15 protein-coding genes are annotated in these 17,284 nt (G+C 58.4%); 2 read left to right on the plus strand and 13 right to left on the minus strand.

The window, feature by feature from the left end; all coding sequences use genetic code 11:
• Window positions 1–312 precede the first annotated feature (312 nt).
• On the plus strand, window positions 313–861 hold the full coding sequence (locus L7A15_RS00315) for a type IV toxin-antitoxin system AbiEi family antitoxin (protein ID WP_237207834.1): 549 nt from the start codon (window positions 313–315) through the stop codon (window positions 859–861).
• 55 nt (window positions 862–916) lie between these two features.
• Here L7A15_RS00315 and L7A15_RS00320 read toward each other — a convergent pair whose 3' ends face one another.
• From L7A15_RS00320 to L7A15_RS00365, 10 genes are all read right to left on the minus strand, one after another.
• Window positions 917–3,295 (minus strand): RelA/SpoT family protein, encoded by a 2,379-nt coding sequence (locus L7A15_RS00320; RefSeq protein ID WP_423817286.1) that lies wholly within the window; start codon window positions 3,293–3,295, stop codon window positions 917–919.
• 158 nt (window positions 3,296–3,453) lie between these two features.
• Window positions 3,454–4,521: a protein translocase subunit SecF gene (gene secF / locus L7A15_RS00325; protein WP_237207836.1), complete on the minus strand. Its 1,068-nt coding sequence runs from the start codon at window positions 4,519–4,521 to the stop codon at window positions 3,454–3,456.
• Window positions 4,514–6,226, minus strand: a complete 1,713-nt coding sequence (secD, locus tag L7A15_RS00330) for a protein translocase subunit SecD (RefSeq protein WP_237207837.1) — start codon at window positions 6,224–6,226, stop codon at window positions 4,514–4,516. Before secD ends, secF begins: the two co-directional genes overlap by 8 nt.
• Window positions 6,227–6,308: 82 nt before the next feature.
• Entirely contained in the window at window positions 6,309–6,644 is a 336-nt protein-coding gene (yajC, locus tag L7A15_RS00335; protein ID WP_237201278.1) for a preprotein translocase subunit YajC, read from the minus strand.
• A gap of 120 nt (window positions 6,645–6,764) precedes the next feature.
• A complete protein-coding gene (ruvB, locus tag L7A15_RS00340) occupies window positions 6,765–7,802 on the minus strand; it encodes a Holliday junction branch migration DNA helicase RuvB (protein ID WP_237207838.1) in 1,038 nt (345 codons plus the stop codon).
• 39 nt (window positions 7,803–7,841) lie between these two features.
• Window positions 7,842–8,447, minus strand: a complete 606-nt coding sequence (ruvA, locus tag L7A15_RS00345) for a Holliday junction branch migration protein RuvA (protein ID WP_237201279.1) — start codon at window positions 8,445–8,447, stop codon at window positions 7,842–7,844.
• A 49-nt stretch (window positions 8,448–8,496) separates the two neighbouring features.
• Complete coding sequence (gene ruvC / locus L7A15_RS00350) at window positions 8,497–9,168, minus strand: crossover junction endodeoxyribonuclease RuvC (protein ID WP_237188260.1); 672 nt, start codon at window positions 9,166–9,168, stop codon at window positions 8,497–8,499.
• Between the two features lie 27 nt (window positions 9,169–9,195).
• Window positions 9,196–9,954 (minus strand): YebC/PmpR family DNA-binding transcriptional regulator, encoded by a 759-nt coding sequence (locus tag L7A15_RS00355; protein ID WP_237188261.1) that lies wholly within the window; start codon window positions 9,952–9,954, stop codon window positions 9,196–9,198.
• Window positions 9,955–10,092: 138 nt separating this feature from the next.
• On the minus strand, window positions 10,093–10,872 hold the full coding sequence (locus L7A15_RS00360; protein WP_423817287.1) for a type 1 glutamine amidotransferase: 780 nt from the start codon (window positions 10,870–10,872) through the stop codon (window positions 10,093–10,095).
• Entirely contained in the window at window positions 10,869–12,158 is a 1,290-nt protein-coding gene (locus tag L7A15_RS00365) for a MurT ligase domain-containing protein (protein ID WP_423816899.1), read from the minus strand. The genes L7A15_RS00360 and L7A15_RS00365 overlap by 4 nt, the downstream gene beginning before the upstream one ends.
• A gap of 565 nt (window positions 12,159–12,723) precedes the next feature.
• On the opposite strand from L7A15_RS00365, the gene L7A15_RS00370 reads away from it, so the two are divergent.
• On the plus strand, window positions 12,724–13,356 hold the full coding sequence (locus L7A15_RS00370; protein WP_237207839.1) for a hypothetical protein: 633 nt from the start codon (window positions 12,724–12,726) through the stop codon (window positions 13,354–13,356).
• A 16-nt stretch (window positions 13,357–13,372) separates the two neighbouring features.
• Here L7A15_RS00370 and L7A15_RS00375 read toward each other — a convergent pair whose 3' ends face one another.
• The 3 genes from L7A15_RS00375 to L7A15_RS00385 form a co-directional block, all read right to left on the minus strand.
• Window positions 13,373–13,918: an HIT family protein gene (locus L7A15_RS00375; RefSeq protein ID WP_237201283.1), complete on the minus strand. Its 546-nt coding sequence runs from the start codon at window positions 13,916–13,918 to the stop codon at window positions 13,373–13,375.
• 114 nt (window positions 13,919–14,032) lie between these two features.
• Window positions 14,033–15,892, minus strand: a complete 1,860-nt coding sequence (locus tag L7A15_RS00380; protein ID WP_237212232.1) for a carboxylesterase family protein — start codon at window positions 15,890–15,892, stop codon at window positions 14,033–14,035.
• 214 nt (window positions 15,893–16,106) lie between these two features.
• Window positions 16,107–17,192: an NADH:flavin oxidoreductase/NADH oxidase gene (locus L7A15_RS00385; RefSeq protein WP_237207840.1), complete on the minus strand. Its 1,086-nt coding sequence runs from the start codon at window positions 17,190–17,192 to the stop codon at window positions 16,107–16,109.
• Window positions 17,193–17,284: the final 92 nt, after the last annotated feature.

Genomic DNA, 17,284 nt, shown 5'->3' on the forward strand with positions numbered 1-17,284 from the left:
GGGGATTTTTGTGGATAAGGGTCAGGGTTATCCACAGATTTCAGAAATGGGAGAAGCACAAGGGGGAATCTTTGGTAAAACGTTGTTATGGTCACATTGCAGAATTTACATTACCTCGCAGAGCTGCCCCTCCAGCAGCCAGATCCACGTCAATCACCGGGGCAATCCCCTCAGGCTGCAGCCCAGAAACAGTCTGACTCGCCCCACCGATATCACCTCCAGGCGGAAGTAACAGGCCTCGGTCCCGGCCAGGTACCTCTGCTGGGGCCAGCCTACGAACCCAACTGCTTCATCACAGAAGATTCAGCCTCAGTGCCACCCAACATGTGGGAACTCATGGTGTACCGGGGCGATCTCGTATACCTCCACCACGGTATCTATACCCACCGCACAACACAGATCACCCCTTTATTCAAGGCTCAAAGCCTGGCCCTCATTTCACCAGCGGACTACCTGTACCGACTCCGTTTTTCGCGCCATGCTGCGGCCTGGATCCTTGGCTACCTCGATACCCTTCCAGAAACACGAGTTGATGTTGACTATGACCGCAACCGCCGACTCAACATACCCCGCACCTACCGGTCGTCCTTCGCGGCCCACGTTGCAACCCTGAACCCACATGACACCATGAGCCTGGGCCCCATCTCCTTGACTACCCCCTTGAAAACAGCCCTTGACCTGGTCACCTACTGCAAGGATGACGATGCAAACAATGCCATTGTGAACATTCTGACCGCACCCGGAAACCGGGCCACACCAGCCAGCTTCTTAGAAGCTGTTGCCACCTCCCCCGCCGTCAGAGAATCAGCCTACCGGCGGGCCCAATTCCTGGTGGATATCGCCACCATCAAGGCAACATGAGTCATGCCCTACACGAACCAGCCCGGGCCGATCAAGGACCCGGGCTAGTCAATGGCTACTGGGTGACCTGCTGGGGCTTAGACCCCGTCAGCCTGTAGGCCCGGAAAATTCCGGGTACATTTTGAATCTGGTTAATCAGGTGCTCCAGCATGAAACGGTCAGAAATCTCCACCGTATACCGGTTGACAACAAACCTGTCATCACTGGTGTGGACCTTAGCATCAACAATATTGCAACCGGCCTCTGAAATAACCCGGATCGTGTCAGACAAGAGCGCCTTTCGGTCAATACCTTCAACCTGGAGAGAAACCCTGTAGGTTGAGTTCGTTCGGGGTGCCCAGGCAACCGTCGTTTGGCGGGGGTCGTCCTGTTGGTTCAAAACGTTGGTGCAGTCGGTTCGGTGAACAGAAATACCTTGAAGCTTTGTCACAATGCCTACGATGTCATCTGGGGGGACGGGCGTGCAGCAGCGAGCAATTTTAGTCAAAATACCCTCAGCGCCGGGTACCACCACGCCGTTGTCATCCCCAACCGTGCTTCGGGTGGTGAGCAAAGAGGCGTCAAAAGCATCAATTTCGAGGGTGTTATCAACGTCCTCCTCACCATAGTAGAGGCTGATGAGGGAGTTAATGACGGTCTGGGTCTCCACCTCATTCTCGCCCAGGGCGTGGTAGAGGGTTGCGACATCATGCTTATGGAGCTCCTGGGCAACCTGCAACATCAGCTCAGGAGACATCATCTTGGTCAGGGGGAGCTCATGCTGACGCATGGCCTTAGTCAACCGTTCACGGCCACGATTAACAGCCTCAAGTCGACGACCCTTCGCATAATGCTGGCGGATCTTGGTGCGGGCCTTGGAGGTGCGGACGAATTTGAGCCAGTCCTCGCTCGGCGCGTGGTTCTCGTCCTTGGTCGTCATGATCTCGACCGTGGAGCCGGTTTCAAGCTCAGTATGCAAGGGCACCAGCTTACCGTTGACCTTAGCGCCAACAGTCCGGTCCCCTACCTGGGTATGAATCGCGTAGGCAAAATCCACCGGAGTCGCCCCAGTAGGCAAAGGAATTGGCTTTCCTTGAGGCGTCAGGACAACAATCTCATCCGTTTCCAGGGTCTCAGCCAGCTGGTCGTAGAACTGCTGAGATTCGGGGTTGGAGCTAGAGATTTCCGAAATGGATTGCAGGATACCGATATTGAAGGACGAGGTTTGGGTACCCGGTTCCTTCGCAACGGGGTTCTCAACCTTCTCCCCGCGAGAAGCTGCCTTGTACCGCCAGTGGGCCGCAACCCCGTACTCAGCCTCTTCATGCATCGAGTAGGTACGAATCTGGATTTCCAGGGGCAAGCCACCGGGGCCATCAACCGTCAGGTGCAGAGACTGGTAATGGTTATTTTTGGGCTGCTTAATGTAGTCCTTGAAACGGCCAGGGACTGTCGTCCATAGGGACATGACATGCCCCAAAGCTGTGTAGCACTCAGCTTCAGTATCCACCAGGATACGGACGGCCAAGATATCGTTGATCTCGTCAAAGCCCTTGCCCTTGGTCTTCATCTTCTGGTGGATGGAATAGTAGTGTTTGGGGCGGCCAGTAACCGTAGCCTTAATGCCCACGGATTCCATTCGATCTTGTATGACCGTTTTAGCTTCAATTAGATATTTATCCAGCTTGGGCGAACGCTCCCCCACCATCCGTACGATTTCAGCATAAATATCGGGGCTCATAGCTGAGAACGATAGGTCCTCGAGCTCCCACTTGATGGTGTTCAGACCCAGGCGGTGGGCCAGGGGGGCATAAATTTGCAGGGTTTCCTCGGCCTTTTTTGCCGCTGACGCACCTGAAACAAACCGCCAGGTGCGGGCATTATGGAGGCGGTCAGCCAGTTTGATCAGCAAGACCCGGATATCCTTGCTCATCGACAGAACCAGCTTACGAATCGTCTCAATGGGGGCGTTCTCCCCGTAAGAGACCTTATCTAGCTTGGTGACACCATCAACCAGGCGGGCAACTTCTTCCCCGAAATCAGCGGTCAGCTGCTCCTGGGTGTATTCGGTGTCCTCCACCGTATCGTGCAAGAGACCAGCAACCAGCACAGGACCAGTTGCTCCGATTTCAGCCAGAATCGTCGTGACGGCTACCGGGTGGGTGATATAGGGATCCCCGCTTTTGCGCTTCTGGCCCTTATGGTATTTGTTTGCCACCTGAAAGGCCCGCTGCAGGACCTCAAGGTCCTCATCCGGGTGATATCGCTTGACAGTCCGGATTACTGGTGCCAGCACCGGAGAAAATCGGGGGGCAGGTCCCTGCTGAGTCTCTCGACCAAACACAAGACGGGTGGGAACTCGGCCTGATGCAGACATTACCCGGTGCGACCCCCGCACAGGACCAGGCGTTGGAACCTGCTCACGTTCAGCAGCTACTAACTCGGTACGGTCCATGACAGTCCCCTTTAATCGATCCTCATATATATGTGCTTTGGGTTTATCTTAGATGAAATAAATGAAGGCACAAGACAATATGTCTGACAGAACAAAAGACGCGGCGGGTTCAGGCACTAAGCCCAACCGCCGCGTCCGTCCGAACCGGAATTCAGAATTTATTGAAGGTTGACAGGATTAACCTGAATGCTCACTGGCTGAACGGCCTGGGGCTGTTCAGCTTCACTCGTTTCATCCACCAGTTCGCCCGCACGGTACCGGGCAACTGTCTCCTCGTGCTCCTTGATATTCTTCTCCCCCAGACGCAGGGCAGCGTAGGCAGGAGCCGCTACGAATAGAGTACCCAGGGTGCCGATGATGATACCGACGAAAAGGGCCAGGGAGAGATCCTTCAAGGTACCGGCGCCCAGGAGCAGGGAACCGATGAAAAGAATCGAGCCCACCGGCAAGATGCCAACGATAGAGGTATTAATGGAGCGGACCAGGGTCTGGTTGACCGCAAGGTTAACCTGTTCACCGAAGGTCGAATCATACCGGTTGGCAAGGCCGGCTGTGTTTTCCCGAATCTTGTCAAAAACAACGACGGTATCGTACAGGGAGTAGCTGAGCACCGTAAGGAAGCCAATAATTGCGCTGGGGGTAATTTCGAAGCCAACCAGTGCATACAGGCCCACTGTAGTGATGATGGTGAACAGCAAACCTGCAATAGCCGATACTGACATCTTCCAGGTCCGGAAATACAGGGCCATACCAATCATGACAAGCACAATAAACCAGACCAGGCCAATGAGTGCCTGCTGGGTAACACCAGCACCCCAGGTGGGGCCAACGAAGGACGAAGTCACCTGGTCTGCCGTGACTGCATAGGCATCCTGCAAGGCCTGGCCAACAGCCAGGGTCTGGTCATCGTTGAGCTGGCCCATCTGGGCACGAATCGTACCTTCGGCGATATTGGTGACGCGGACGTCGCTCGCTTCAGGAGCAGCCTCAATAATGGCTTTTTCACCGACTGCAATATCAGCATTTGCCACCTGGGAGACGGTAAATTCTGAGCCACCCCGGAATTCAATGCCTAGGTTAAAGCCACCCTTGACTACCGGGACAAGAACAGCCAGGACAACCAGGAGTAGGGCAAAACTTAGAAGACGGGCCCTGAGGGCGACGAACCCAAAGGACTTCCGCCCTGAATGTAGGTCGTTACCAAATTGAGCTAATGCGTTAGCCACGGTTGGCCTCCTCTAAGTTGATGGGTGAGGCAGTAGCTGCGAGTTCAGCCTGTTCAGCTGCAAGACGTTCCCGTCGTTTCTTCTCGGCTAGGCTAATAACCTCTTCAGTCTCTTCAGGGGTGCGGACGCGGCCTGCTCCCCGGTACAGCGGGGTGGAACCAAGAGCTACCGGATCCATGCCAGAGAAACGACCACCGTTCTTGAAGTATTCACGCTGACCCAGCAGAACCATCATGGGATGAATCAAGAGGAAGGTGATGATGAGGTCGGCAATTGCCGTCAACCCCAGCGTAAAGGCAAAACCGCGAACGTTACCGACAGATGCAAAATACAGGACGACAGCTGCCAGGAGGTTCACAGCCTTCGACGCGATAATAGTCTGTTTTGCCCGCTTCCACCCGTGATCGATTGCCGCAGGAATGGTGCGGCCGGTGCGGATTTCATCTCGGATTCGTTCAAAGTAAACGATAAAGGAGTCAGCCATCAAACCAATGGAGACAATCAGACCGGCAACACCGGCCAGGGACAGGCGGTAGTTCATTGCCTGACCCAGAAGGACGATAACACCGTAAGAGAAGAGGCCAGCAACGATAATCGAAACGATATTAACCAGGCCCACCAGACGGTACTGGAAGATGGAGTAGATAAAGACCAGCAAAAGGCCAATCAAACCCGCAATCAGACCCATCTTCAGCTGATCAGCACCCAGGGTTGCAGAAATCTGCTGTTCTGACTGGATCGAGAAGGTGATAGGTAGGGCCCCGTATTTGAGCTGTTCAGCGAGGTTTGCGGCCTCCTGCTCGGTGAAATTACCGGTGATCTGTGGCTTGCCGTCAGAAATCACAGCCTGGGTAACGGGAGAGGAAAGAACCTTCCCGTCCAGCATGATGGCAAAACGGGCGCGGGGGTCGCTGGGGTTGGCTCCACGGATGGAGTTCAGGCGGGTCGTGACGTCCTGGAAGGTTTTGGTGGCTGCGTCATTGAAGTCGATATTGACGCCCCACATGCCCGTTGAGTAACCAGTGGAACTGGAAACCTGGGAGTGGCTGGCAGTATCAATATCAGTACCTGAAATTTCAATGGGGCCCAGGATGTACTTTTCCGTTCCATCGGATGCACAGGCGACGATGGCGCTGTTAGGGTCCTGGCCGTCAATTGCGACATTCGCGGGATTGGTGCAGTCCAGGGCCTCATATTCCCGCCAAATTTCCGGGGTGACCCAGTTGTAGTCTGAACCGTCAGTGGGGTCAGCGGTGGGCTGAGGCAACTGGTCGTCAGGTGTTACCTGGTCACCGGTAACAGCCTGCGGGGAGCCAGAGTTAATGACCGCTCGGAAGCTCATCTGGGCTGAAGTCTGAATCAGAGCTCGAGTTTCAGGGCTCAAGGTTCCCGGGATTGAAACGACGACGTTTTTGCCTGACTGGGTGGTGACCTCAGCTTCAGCAACGCCAGAGCCGTCAACTCGTTGGCGGATAATTTCTACGGCCTGGTCGAGCTGTTCGGAGGTCACTTGACCCCCGCCAGCATCATTTACCTGGGGTGAAAGAATAAGCTGGGTGCCGCCTGAGAGGTCTAGAGCCAGCTTGGGGAGCCAGTTTCCACCGGCGAATGTGGAGCCGAAGATACCTCCGGCTAGGATAAGCATCACTACAGCCATGGAGACGAGTGCTCCCTTTGCTTTAGTGACCGGGGCTTTATAGGCCATGGGTAACCCTTCTCATGGTGGGTGACATGGTAGTAAACATGAAAAGGCGCGCCACCAGCTGCATGGGTGGCGCACCTAGGCTTTAGTTCTTGGGGTCTTCCGCGACCTCACCGTTGATGACGGGGGTGGCGGCCTCTGCGTCCTGGCCTTCTTCGATGGTAGTGACAGTCATGAGGTGGACTTTCACCACGGTGCCGGGAGCAATTTCTAGCTGGGCGGTGGTGTCTTCCTTATTGATGGAGACGATACTGCCGTAGAGACCAAAGTTAGTCATGACTTTGGTGCCGGGCACCATGGAGTCCTGACGTTCCTGGAGCTGCTGCTGGGCCTTTTTTGCTCGCCTGGCTGGGAGCACGATAAGGACGAGCATCATGATGGCGAGCAGGGCAAGCATAAAGACTGGTGAACCGGGTTCCACAGTATTCCTTTGGAGTAGAGAACAAATCTAATCTTTCATTCTAGGCTACCGGCCCCGCTCCTGCCTGGGCATTACGCTGAGGGAATGGTATTTCTGCCCTCACCCTTGCCGCTACCCGGACTAGGGCAGCTCAGGAGCCTGGAGCCCCAGGTGCTCCCAGGCGGCCGGCAGGGCGACCCGGCCCCGGGGCGTCCTGCCTATGAGGCCCTCCCGCACCAGGTAGGGTTCAGCGACTGTTTCTACGGTTTCGGTTTCTTCTCCGACGGCTATTGCCAGGGTGGAAAGCCCTACTGGCCCTCCCCCAAACTTGGTAATCAGGGCGGTCAGAACGGCCCGGTCGAGGCGGTCTAGGCCGCGTTCGTCGACCTCATACATGTTGAGGGCAGCAGCCGCTGAACTAGCCTCGATCCGGTCTACCCCGTGAACCAGAGCCCAGTCCCGCACACGGCGCAGGAGCCGGTTGGCGATACGGGGGGTACCCCGGGAGCGGCTGGCGATTTCGCTAAAGCCCTCGGGACTGATGGACAGCTCCATAAGCCCGGCAGAGCGGCGAATGACGCTCTCGAGTTCGGCCACAGAATAGAACTCAAGATGGCCGGTAAAGCCAAAACGATCCCGCAGGGGGCCAGGCAACAAGCCAGCCCGCGTCGTTGCCCCCACCAGGGTGAAAGGGGGAAGTTCCAGGGGAATTGAGGTTGCACCAGCGCCCTTGCCCACGACAATATCCACCCGGAAGTCTTCCATAGCCATGTAGAGCATCTCTTCCGCCGGTCGGCTCATACGGTGAATTTCATCGAGAAAGAGAACTTCCCCCGGGGTCAGAGAGGAAAGGATCGCAGCGAGGTCCCCCGAATGCTGAATAGCTGGGCCAGAAGTAATCCTCAAGGGGGCATCCATTTCAGCGGCAATAATCATGGCCAGGGTGGTCTTACCTAGGCCGGGTGGACCCGAAAGCAGGACGTGGTCAGCCGGCCTCCCCCTCAGCTTAGAGGCTTCCAAGACCAGGGATAGCTGCTGCCGCACCCGCTGCTGGCCCACGAAATCGTCCAGGGATTTAGGGCGCAGGGCAGCCTCAATCATCCGTTCTTCTGGTTCTTCGTCCATGGACACCAGGCGCTGGCCGGGGAACTGGCCGTCGGCGTGGGGTAACTGACTCATACTCTACTTACCTTGTCTTGAAGGGCAGGAAACGGGGCACTACTTGGCAGACCCAAGGCTTGCAAGAACCAGACGGAGGGCCTCAGCAACCCCCATCGTCTCAGCAGCAGGATTGGTTTCCAGGAAAGAATCGATAGCACCGGTGGCGTCTTTTTCCGTCCAGCCTAGGGAGGTGAGGGCGTCCTGGACCTGGGGCCTCCAGGAGACCCCCTGACTGATGGGGAGTTCGTCCGTAGCCCCATCGGCAAGAATCAGTTTGCCCGCAAGCTCCAGGACGATTCGGCGGGCCCCCTTGGGCCCGATACCGGGCACCTTAGTAAAAGCCTTGTCATCGCCAGTTGCCACAGCCCGCTCAACCTCAGCCGGGGTATGGACCCCCAGGACGGCCAGGGCAATGCGGGGGCCGATTCCCGATACTGACATCATCATGTCAAAGACCTCCCTCTCAGCCGGTTCAGCAAAACCGTAGAGGGTCATGGAATCTTCTCGAACGATCATGGTGGTCAGGACGGTAGCCTGCTCCCCCAGGCGCAGCTTGGCAGCCGTGCGGGCATTGAGGTGAACCAACATGCCAAAACCATTGACATCAACAACGGCCGTCTCTAACCCCAGATGGGTGACAGTACCGGTTAGTGAGCTAATCATGCAACCAATTCTATTCGAATATATGTACTAATACAAGAGGGGCCCTCCCCTATCTTTTAGCCCTTGCCTCAGCCTCCAACCAGGCCCGCTGGGCGGGGGTGAGCTGGGCTGTACGACGAGCTGCCGCCGGGTTCGAGCCCTGGTGGGTCTGGGTCGTCGCTGCCATATTGATCCCTGACCCAATACCACCACCCCGCCAGCCGTGACAGATAGCAAGGGCCAGGGCGTCGGCCGCGTCAGCTGGCTTAGGCATGGCGTCCAACCCCAGAATACGAGTGACCATGCGCCCTACAGAGGCCTTATCTGCCCGCCCTGAGCCCGTGACTGCCGCCTTGACCTCAGACGGGGTGTGAAAATGCACCGGAACACCACGAGCAGCAGCCGCAGCAATCACCACACCTGAGGCGTGGGCTGTACCAATGACCGTATTAACCTGTTCCTGGGCAAAAACCCGCTCAATCGCCAGGGCGTCGGGCTGGTAGGTATCCAGCCAGGCCTCAGCGGCCCGGAAAATCTTGAGGATACGGGCGTCCAGGCTTTCCGAGGCTGCGGTGCCCGCCACCCCCACATTCACAAAATGAGCCTTACGGTTGGCCGTCATATCAACGAGCCCGAAACCACACCGGGTGAGGCCCGGATCAACCCCTAGAATGCGGGCAGCGCCCGGAACTCGCGGGGCGGGTTCCGGGCGCTGGTGTGAGGTGCCGTGAACGAGCGTCACGAGCCCCTCCTTTCCCTCTTGTTGGGCTTATTCAGCCTCAAGCTCAGCCATGACAGCTTCGCTGATATCTGCGTTGGAGTAGACGTTCTGAACGTCATCCAGTTCTTCAATAGCGTCAGCTAGCTTAAGGAACTTCTTGGCACCTTCGGCATCCAGGTCTACCTGCATGGTCGGACGGAAAACCGGGTCGTCATTGTTGTACTCAAGCTCAGCTTCCTCCAGGGCCTTACGGATGGCCGGGAGGTCGGTGGCCTCAGAGACAACGGTGAAGATATCGCCTTCGTCGATGACCTCTTCAGCACCGGCGTCGAGCACTGCCATAAGGACGTCGTCCTCAGTCAGGCCCTCAGCCTTGGCAACTTCGGCAACACCCTTGCGCTCAAAGAGGAAGGCGACGGAACCGGAGTCGGCCATGGTGCCACCGTTACGGGTCACGGCGGTGCGAACCTCAGCTGCCGCACGGTTGCGGTTGTCGGTCAGACACTCAATGTAGAGGGCGGTACCCTGGGGGCCACGGGCCTCGTACATGATTTCGGTGTAGTCGATGGTTTCACCGGTCAGGCCTGCACCGCGCTTGATCGCACGATCGACGTTGTCGTTGGGCACTGAGTTCTTCTTGGCCTTAGAAATCGCCAGGTCCAGGGCGGGGTTACCGGCGGGGTCGGGGCCACCCATACGAGCTGCTACTTCGATAGCCTTGATGTACTTGGCGAACATCTTGGCGCGTTTTGCGTCAATTGCGGCTTTCTTGTGCTTCGTGGTGGCCCATTTGGAGTGACCTGCCATGATTCTCCTTGTTTGTGTTATCGCGACGCCCACCAGGGGCATCTAGTCCGCAGTCTATTCTAGCGAGTTCGGCCCGCCCGTGCAGGGCCGGGGAGGTTCGGGGGCTGACGTGTCCAGGTGAACCGGGCCCCTGCGTCCTTACCGGGGACGGGCAGCAGCCGAGGCCCTGGCTTTCTCCACCAGGGAATCGTCGATACTGGCGGGGGTGAATTCACCGTACTTTTTCAGGGCAGCCTGCTTGATGAGGTAGTCAGATATTGCTGGGTTCTTGGGTAGCAGGGAGCCGTGCAGGTAGGTTCCGATGACGTTGTGGACGCGGGCGCCCTCCCCCTGGTCGTCGCGGTTGTTCCCCTCACCCTTGGTCACTGTGGCCAGGGGCTTGGAAGCTCCTGAGAGGTAGGTGAGGCCGGAGTGGTTCTCAAACCCGATGATGGTGCCGAACTCCTCAGATTCCTCGACGATATTACCGATCAGGCGTTCTTCGCCACCCCGGGTAACAGCCTCAAAAATCCCAATGCCCTTGAGAGTCTCCCCGGCTACGGTCTTGAACTCCTGGCCGAAGAGCTGGTAGAGGCCACAAATGACGAGCATGGGGGTGCCCGCCTCAGCCAGGGAACGGAGGATATCAGCGCGGGCCAGCAGGTCGTCCTGGATAACAGATTGGCCTGAGTCCTGGCCACCGCCACCCACAAAAATGTCACCGTCCAGGGGGAAGTCGTCGCCGGGGTTGTAGTCCACAATCTCAGTGACAAAACCGTGAGCCTGGGCGCGGCGGGAGAGGGAAAGGGTGTTGCCCCAGTCCCCGTAAATGTTCATGTCTTTGGGGAAGAGCTGCACAATTTTGAGGCTCTTCTGGTTGCCTGCCTGGCTCTCAGCCTGCTCACCAGCTGACTGAGGGGTGTTCCCGAGTTCACTCACGATACAGTCTCCACATCGGTAATCTTGGATAGTTCTTTTCGAATGGCCAGCATGGCGGTGTAGGTGCAGAAGATCCGCATGGGGCGGCCGGCTGACTCCTGAATAAAGGTTGCCAGGGCTGCTTCGAGGTCTTCAGTGACTGCCTCGACAGGGACGTCGTCGTGTTCTAGCCGCAGGGCCATGTCGTAGGCGCGGACGCCTGACACCATGGCCACTCCCCCCGGGGTGAGGGAGTGGAAGTCAACATCCCAGAGCCAGGAGACGTCTCGGCCGTCGGCGTAGGCATCGTTGATGGTGATCATGGTGGCGTAGTCCCGGGAGTCGGCTGAGGCCAGGGAGAGACGGAAGCCGCTGGGGTTTTTAACCAGAAGTAACTGGAGGGACTGCCCATTGACCGTCAGGGTTTCACCTCGGCCGAAGGCGGGGGCAATATGTTCTAGCTCGTCTAACAGTTTCTGCTGATTGAGCTGGCTGCCCATGACTTCACGAGTCAGGGCCATGGCTGCTGCCGCGTTGAAGATGTTGTAGACCCCGTAGAGGTTAATGGTTCCCGTTCGCTCTTCTCCGCTGATAGTGAAGGTAGCCTTGGTTCCCTTGAAATCGGTGAGAATGACACCAGCTGCGGGCAACTGGGGGGCCAGGACGGGGTCAGCGGCACCAGCCCCTGTGCGGAGGTCGTCATCGGACGGGAAGAGGGCGCGTAGCTTATCGGACAGACCGAAGTAGCTGACTGCGGTTCCGGACGGCACCTGGTCGGCCAGGGAGCGGATTCGGGGGTCTTCCCGGTTGAGCACCACGGTTCCGGTGGTAGCTGAGGCGACGGTGGCCAGCATGCGGCGGGTGGTGTCGATTTCACCGAAGCGGTCAAGCTGGTCGCGCAGGACGTTCAGAAGCAGGGAGTAGCGGGGCTTAACCATGCGGACGAAGTGGACGGCGTGGGCTTCGTCCAGTTCCAGGACGGCGATATCAGCCTCTAGCTTGCCGGTGAGGGTCATTTCCCCCAGGAGGGCCGCTGCTACACCGCGCACAAAGTTGGATCCGGTGCGGTTGGTAAAGACTTTGAGACCCTGGGCCTCAAGGAGTTGCACGACCATCTTAGTTGTGGTGGTCTTCCCGTTGGTGCCGGAGACAACGACGACGCCACGGGGCAGTTTGGCCAGTTCTTCGGCCACAAAGTTGGGGTGCAGTTTTTCCATGACCAGGCCGGGGAAGGCGGAACCGCCACCGCGGAGCTTGGTTGCATATCGAATGCCTTGGCCAACAAGGCGAACTAGGGGTCTAGACATGCACCCTATCTTACCGAGTGGCAGGCCCTGTGCCCGCTTGATTCTTTACGCTCAGAGGTAAGAGGCCCGTGAGAGCTACCACCTGGCAGGTTTGATTTTTTGGCTTGGACGGACGCTGCCCCGGTAGCTTGGGCACTGAGGGGCTGGCGGGTGGCTGGTAGTCTTAGAGCCGACTGCCCCCCTAACTTCTTGGCAAGGAACGAACGTGAACATTCTTGAGCAGCCCCTGGCCGGTGCGGATTTTATTTGGCGTGACATGTCCTGGCAGAACAGGCAGCCAGTTCTTAAAGTTGAACCATTACTTGATGGTAAACCTACAGGTGAGGTCCACACTGTTCAGCTCACCCCAGGAGCCCTCCTCGGGGTCGAGGCCCTCCCCGCTGAAACCCCAGGCTCTGGGGTGCATTGCTCCGGTTATGCTGTTTCTAGCCCTGATCCTGACCACCCTGGCTTTACCCAACAGGCCTGCCCCAGACAGGAGGTTATCCTCAAGGGAAAGCAGTGCCCTACCTGCCTGGCTAGGGACGAGTTCGCTCCGATCCACCGGATCCACCAGGGCTCTCGTATGTCTGAAGCAGCCCTAGCCTACGTTAACCTTGAGCATTACCTTTATATTGCGACCTTCCCGGACGGCACCTCCAAGGTGGGTACGACCTCCCTCCACTCCAATCCCCGACGGCTAGATAACCAGGCCGTTGCTGCTGCCACCTTTGTAGCCCGGGCTGACAACGGGATTATCGTTCGCCAGCTTGAAGACCTTGTATCAGAAGAGGCCAACCTGACCCAGTTCAAACGGTCCTCGACCAAGTACAAGGCCTGGCTAGACCCAGCCAGCCCTGCTGAACTTACCTCCGCCCACTTCATGGCGGTTGAAGCAGCTACCTGGGCCCTAGAAGACGCAGAAGATACCGTGTCTGGCTTCGACATTACCGCCCACCGCTGGGAGCCCTCTCTGGCCATGAGCCGGGCCTATGCGTCCTTACGGGCCAGCAACCCGGAGCCCCTACTGGCCTACCCCAGCCTGACCCAGGGTGCCCACGGTTTTTATCTCACCGGCGGCACCGGGCCCTTCCTGACCACCCACTTCGGGGACCCCGAACAGACCTTCCTAGTCAATACTGCTGAACTCAGCAACCGGGGGTGCAGGCTGGTTTCGGGCCTCACCGACCAGCCCACCGTCCAGACCTCCCTCTTCTAAGCTGTAACCCGGCTCTTTACCCAGCCCAGCCATCTGCAAGGAGTTCACGCACCTCACCCAGGGTCTGGGTCATGGTCTTGGTGCCCGCAACAATGGGCAGGAAGTTGGTGTCGCCGCTCCACCGGGGAATAATGTGCTGGTGCAGGTGGGCAGCAACTCCGGCCCCGCCAACCTTGCCCTGGTTCATGCCGATATTGAAGCCATCCGCCCGGCTCACCCGCCGCAAGACCCCCATAGCCTGCTGGGTCAGCTCAGCAATCTCTGCCGTTTCCTCAGCTGTTGCGTCATCGTAGTTGGGAATATGACGGTAGGGGCAGACCAGCAGGTGGCCTGGATTGTAGGGGTAGAGATTGAGCACTAGGTAGGCCAGCTTGCCCCGGTGGACGATGAGGGAGTCAGTATCGTCTCGACCTGGGGCTTCGCAAAAGGGGCAGGTATGTTCCGTATAGTCTTTTTGCCCGCCTTTGACATAGGCGCGACGGTGGGGCGTCCACAGACGCTGGAAGGAATCCGGCACACCGGGCAGTTCATAGTCGTCGGTGGTGTGGTCAGGTATCTGCATGATGAGTCACTCTCCGTCAAAGCTGGCAAAAGTATAGGGGCTCGCGGAAACTGCCGTCAATCACTTCCCGTAGCTGGCGCCCAAGCCCAGCCTAGCCCATGCTCCTCCCAGCCACTAGAACTTTCTAGGTTGTACCGGGATTTCCTTGAAACGAGCCCGCCGGTAGAACCTGCGGTCAAGAATCCCCTCGCGCATAAACCCGGCAAGGATGGTTCTAAAGGCCAGGCCCTGCTCCTCCCATTCCTTCTCGGGCACCCTGGGCAGGAGGCCAGCATCCCGCCAGGGTCCGGCCCCGAAGAAAAGTCCGAGGTCGGTGCTGTGGGCTGACTCCCGGTAATCGCCGACCTCCCCAGTTTCAAGCTGGAAGCAGGTAGCTGAACCCCCGGTGCCCTGATAGCGGGCCACGAACCGGCGGGCAGGTCCGGCATAAACCTTCTCGGTGAACCAATCCATCACAGGGTCAAGTAGCCGGCGGACAGGAAGCCCCAGCCAGTCGGGCAAGGAAGGGAGTAGGCCGGCAACTTCTCGGGGAAGATACCCCACCAGCACCGGCACTCGGGAGGCTATCTCGCGAATCCGGGCGTCCTCGTCCTGCTCTGCAGGAAGGGGGAAGTGACCGTACTGGCATCCCAGGGGCAGCAGGGCAGGCCAGCCAAATTTAAGGGGATTGGCCAGAAGATATCGGCCCGAGGCCTTAGCCCAGATGGTGGCAGGGGCCTGGGTGTTGAGGTCAGCAGTGCTGGCCAACACGTGCTTGGTCAGCTTCTGCCTACCGTAGCTCAAGTCCAAGGGGGCACTTTGAATGATCGCCCGGTGGAAGAGCATGTCCTCCTGGGCCCCATCAACAGCGCCCTCAGCCAGCAGGAGCTTAGCGACGAGGTCGCCACCAGCAGACTGGCCGTAGACGCTCACCCGGTTGGGGTCACCACCAAACTGCTCAATATTGGCCTTGACCCAGCGCAGGGCGCAGAGGGCGTCCTGAAGTCCCAGGTTAGCCGGGCGCACCCCGTCACCACCCAAGAAACCCAACAGGCCCAGCCGGTAGTTTACCTTGACCACCAAGAAGTTGTAGTTGGCGAGGAAAGCCGCCGGGTCGTACCCCGGCGCATCCGCGCCCCCGGTCACATAGGAGCCCCCATGAAAAAAGACCACCACCGGCAGCAAATTTTTTGTCGCCAGCTTCTGCCTACTGATGGAAAGCCGCAGGGGCCCTTCCTCACAGCGGGTAGGGACGCCCGGGTTCGGCCCACCCCATGCCCTCGGCTGGGGCAGGCCCGGGGCAGGAGTGTGCTGGTACTCAGAAAAAGGCAGGCTCTCAAGGGGAATCAGGCGAGGGGCATCAAAACGGTTGGCCTCGGCGTAGGGTATGCCAAGCCAGTTCCGGGTCGACCCAATTTCAAGCGGACGCAAATACAGGGGTTTTCTGGCGGTAATACCGGGGTTCGGGGGCAAGATATACTCCTCCATGCCAGGCTCCAACCAATAGCCCCGGCTTGCCACCGTATGCAGCCAGGTCTCCTCATCGTAGGTGGTCAGCACCAGCATTTTGAAGATTTCTCGGGTGTTGTCGTGGGCCTTGGACTTATGGTGTTTCCAGTCCTTAAAGGCCCCAATTAGCAGGGATACTGTCTCGGGATCCTCCCGGTGCTCAAAGCAGGCGGCATCGAAGAGCTCCTTGAGCTGCAGGTTGCTCAGCCGCATGGGTAGCTGACGGCTGGGGTGCTTGGGTTTCGGCTCGAAAGTGGGAGTAGAGCGTCTGAAATGTTGGCCCCACCTCTCCCAGCTGGTCAGGTGGAAGTCCTTACAGGCTGGGCAGCGGTAGACGCGGACGGGCAGGGTTCGGCCGGGTGCCAAGAGGACGGGGTTCATGGCCTGGATAGTGGACATCACAAGCTTGGCGGCAGTTTCGGTGACATAGCGCCTTTTACCGCTCGCCCGGCACTTTCCCCGGGTTCTGATGAGCCCGTTTGCCATGATTCCACCACCTTCCTCGCTGGCTTAGATACTCTCTTTTTACTGTATTAGGCTCTGGTGTCCAGGTAAAGGTGGACCCATTTATTACAGGATGACAAGGCCCTTCAGCCTAACCTTCTGCCCCCTAGCCCCTAGGGCCGCCCCCTTGAGGAAGCCTGGGCAATTCCGTCCTGGGCCTGGCCCCGGGTAGCCCCGGGACCAGACCGGCGCTTTTTTAGCGACGGGTGCGCCAGGCCCGGTGGTATTGGGCAGGAGCATAGTCGATATCGACCTTGAGCTCATCAGCCCAGTGCAGGGCGAAGGCGGGGTTACGCAGGGCCTCCCGGCCTACCAGCACCACATCGGCCTGCCCCGACCCCACAATGAACTCAGCCAGACGCGGTGAGTTAATCATGCCAACAGCCCCTACCGGCAGACCGCTCTCGCGCTTGATCTGAGCAGCCATAGGAACCTGGTAACCCGCATACACCTTAATCTTTGCCGGGTAGTTACCGCTGGTGGAGATATCGGCGAAGTCCACGCCGTCCTCAGCCAGCCAGCGCACCACCTGTGAGGTTTCCTCAACGGTAATACCACCGTCTACGAACTCGGTAGCCGACAGACGCACAATCAGGGGCATCTCGGCGGGCATGACATCGCGCATGGCACGGGCAACTCTGCGCGCGAAGCGGGCCCGGTTTTCCAGGGAACCACCGTAGGAATCCTTTCGCTGATTCGAGAGGGGCGACAGGAACTGGGTGATCAGGTAGCCATGGGCCCCGTGAATCTCAATAAAGTCAAAGCCAGCAGCTACCGCACGGGCGGCCGCCGCGGCAAAAGCCTGAACCAGATCGTCAATTTTCTCTTCGGTCAGTTCCTCGGGTTCTTTCAAGCCCGGGTAGGCAAGGGCCGACGGGGCCAAGGTGACCCAGCCACCCTCGTCCTCGCCCAGGGAACCACCATCGTTCGGTACCAGATCGCCGGGGGTCGAGGCCTTTCGCCCCGCGTGGGCAATCTGGATACCTGCCTTGGCTCCCCCAGCGTGAATTGCTTCAACGACCGGTTTGAAAGCCTCGGTGTGCTCGTCGCTCCAAAGGCCCAGACAATAGGGGCTGATGCGGGCGGCGGGCTCAACGCCGGTCATTTCGACAATGACGGCACCGGCCCCACCCCGGGCCAGGGCCCCGTAATGGGAAATATGGTAGGCGGTGGGCTTGCCGTCCTGCTGTTCAACCGAGTACTGGCACATGGGCGGAACCCAAAGACGGTTACGGGTGGTCATGGAACGCAGGGTAAAGGGTTCAAAGAGGGGCGACGTCATGTTCATTCGGCCTTTCAGGTGGTGTTATTCACCTGTTTCAACCGGTTATGGGGCCGAGATATTCCCGTTGTGCTCAAGCGATGAGGGGTAAA

The organism is Rothia nasimurium, from assembly GCF_928391935.1.
Taxonomy (GTDB): domain Bacteria; phylum Actinomycetota; class Actinomycetes; order Actinomycetales; family Micrococcaceae; genus Rothia; species Rothia nasimurium_D.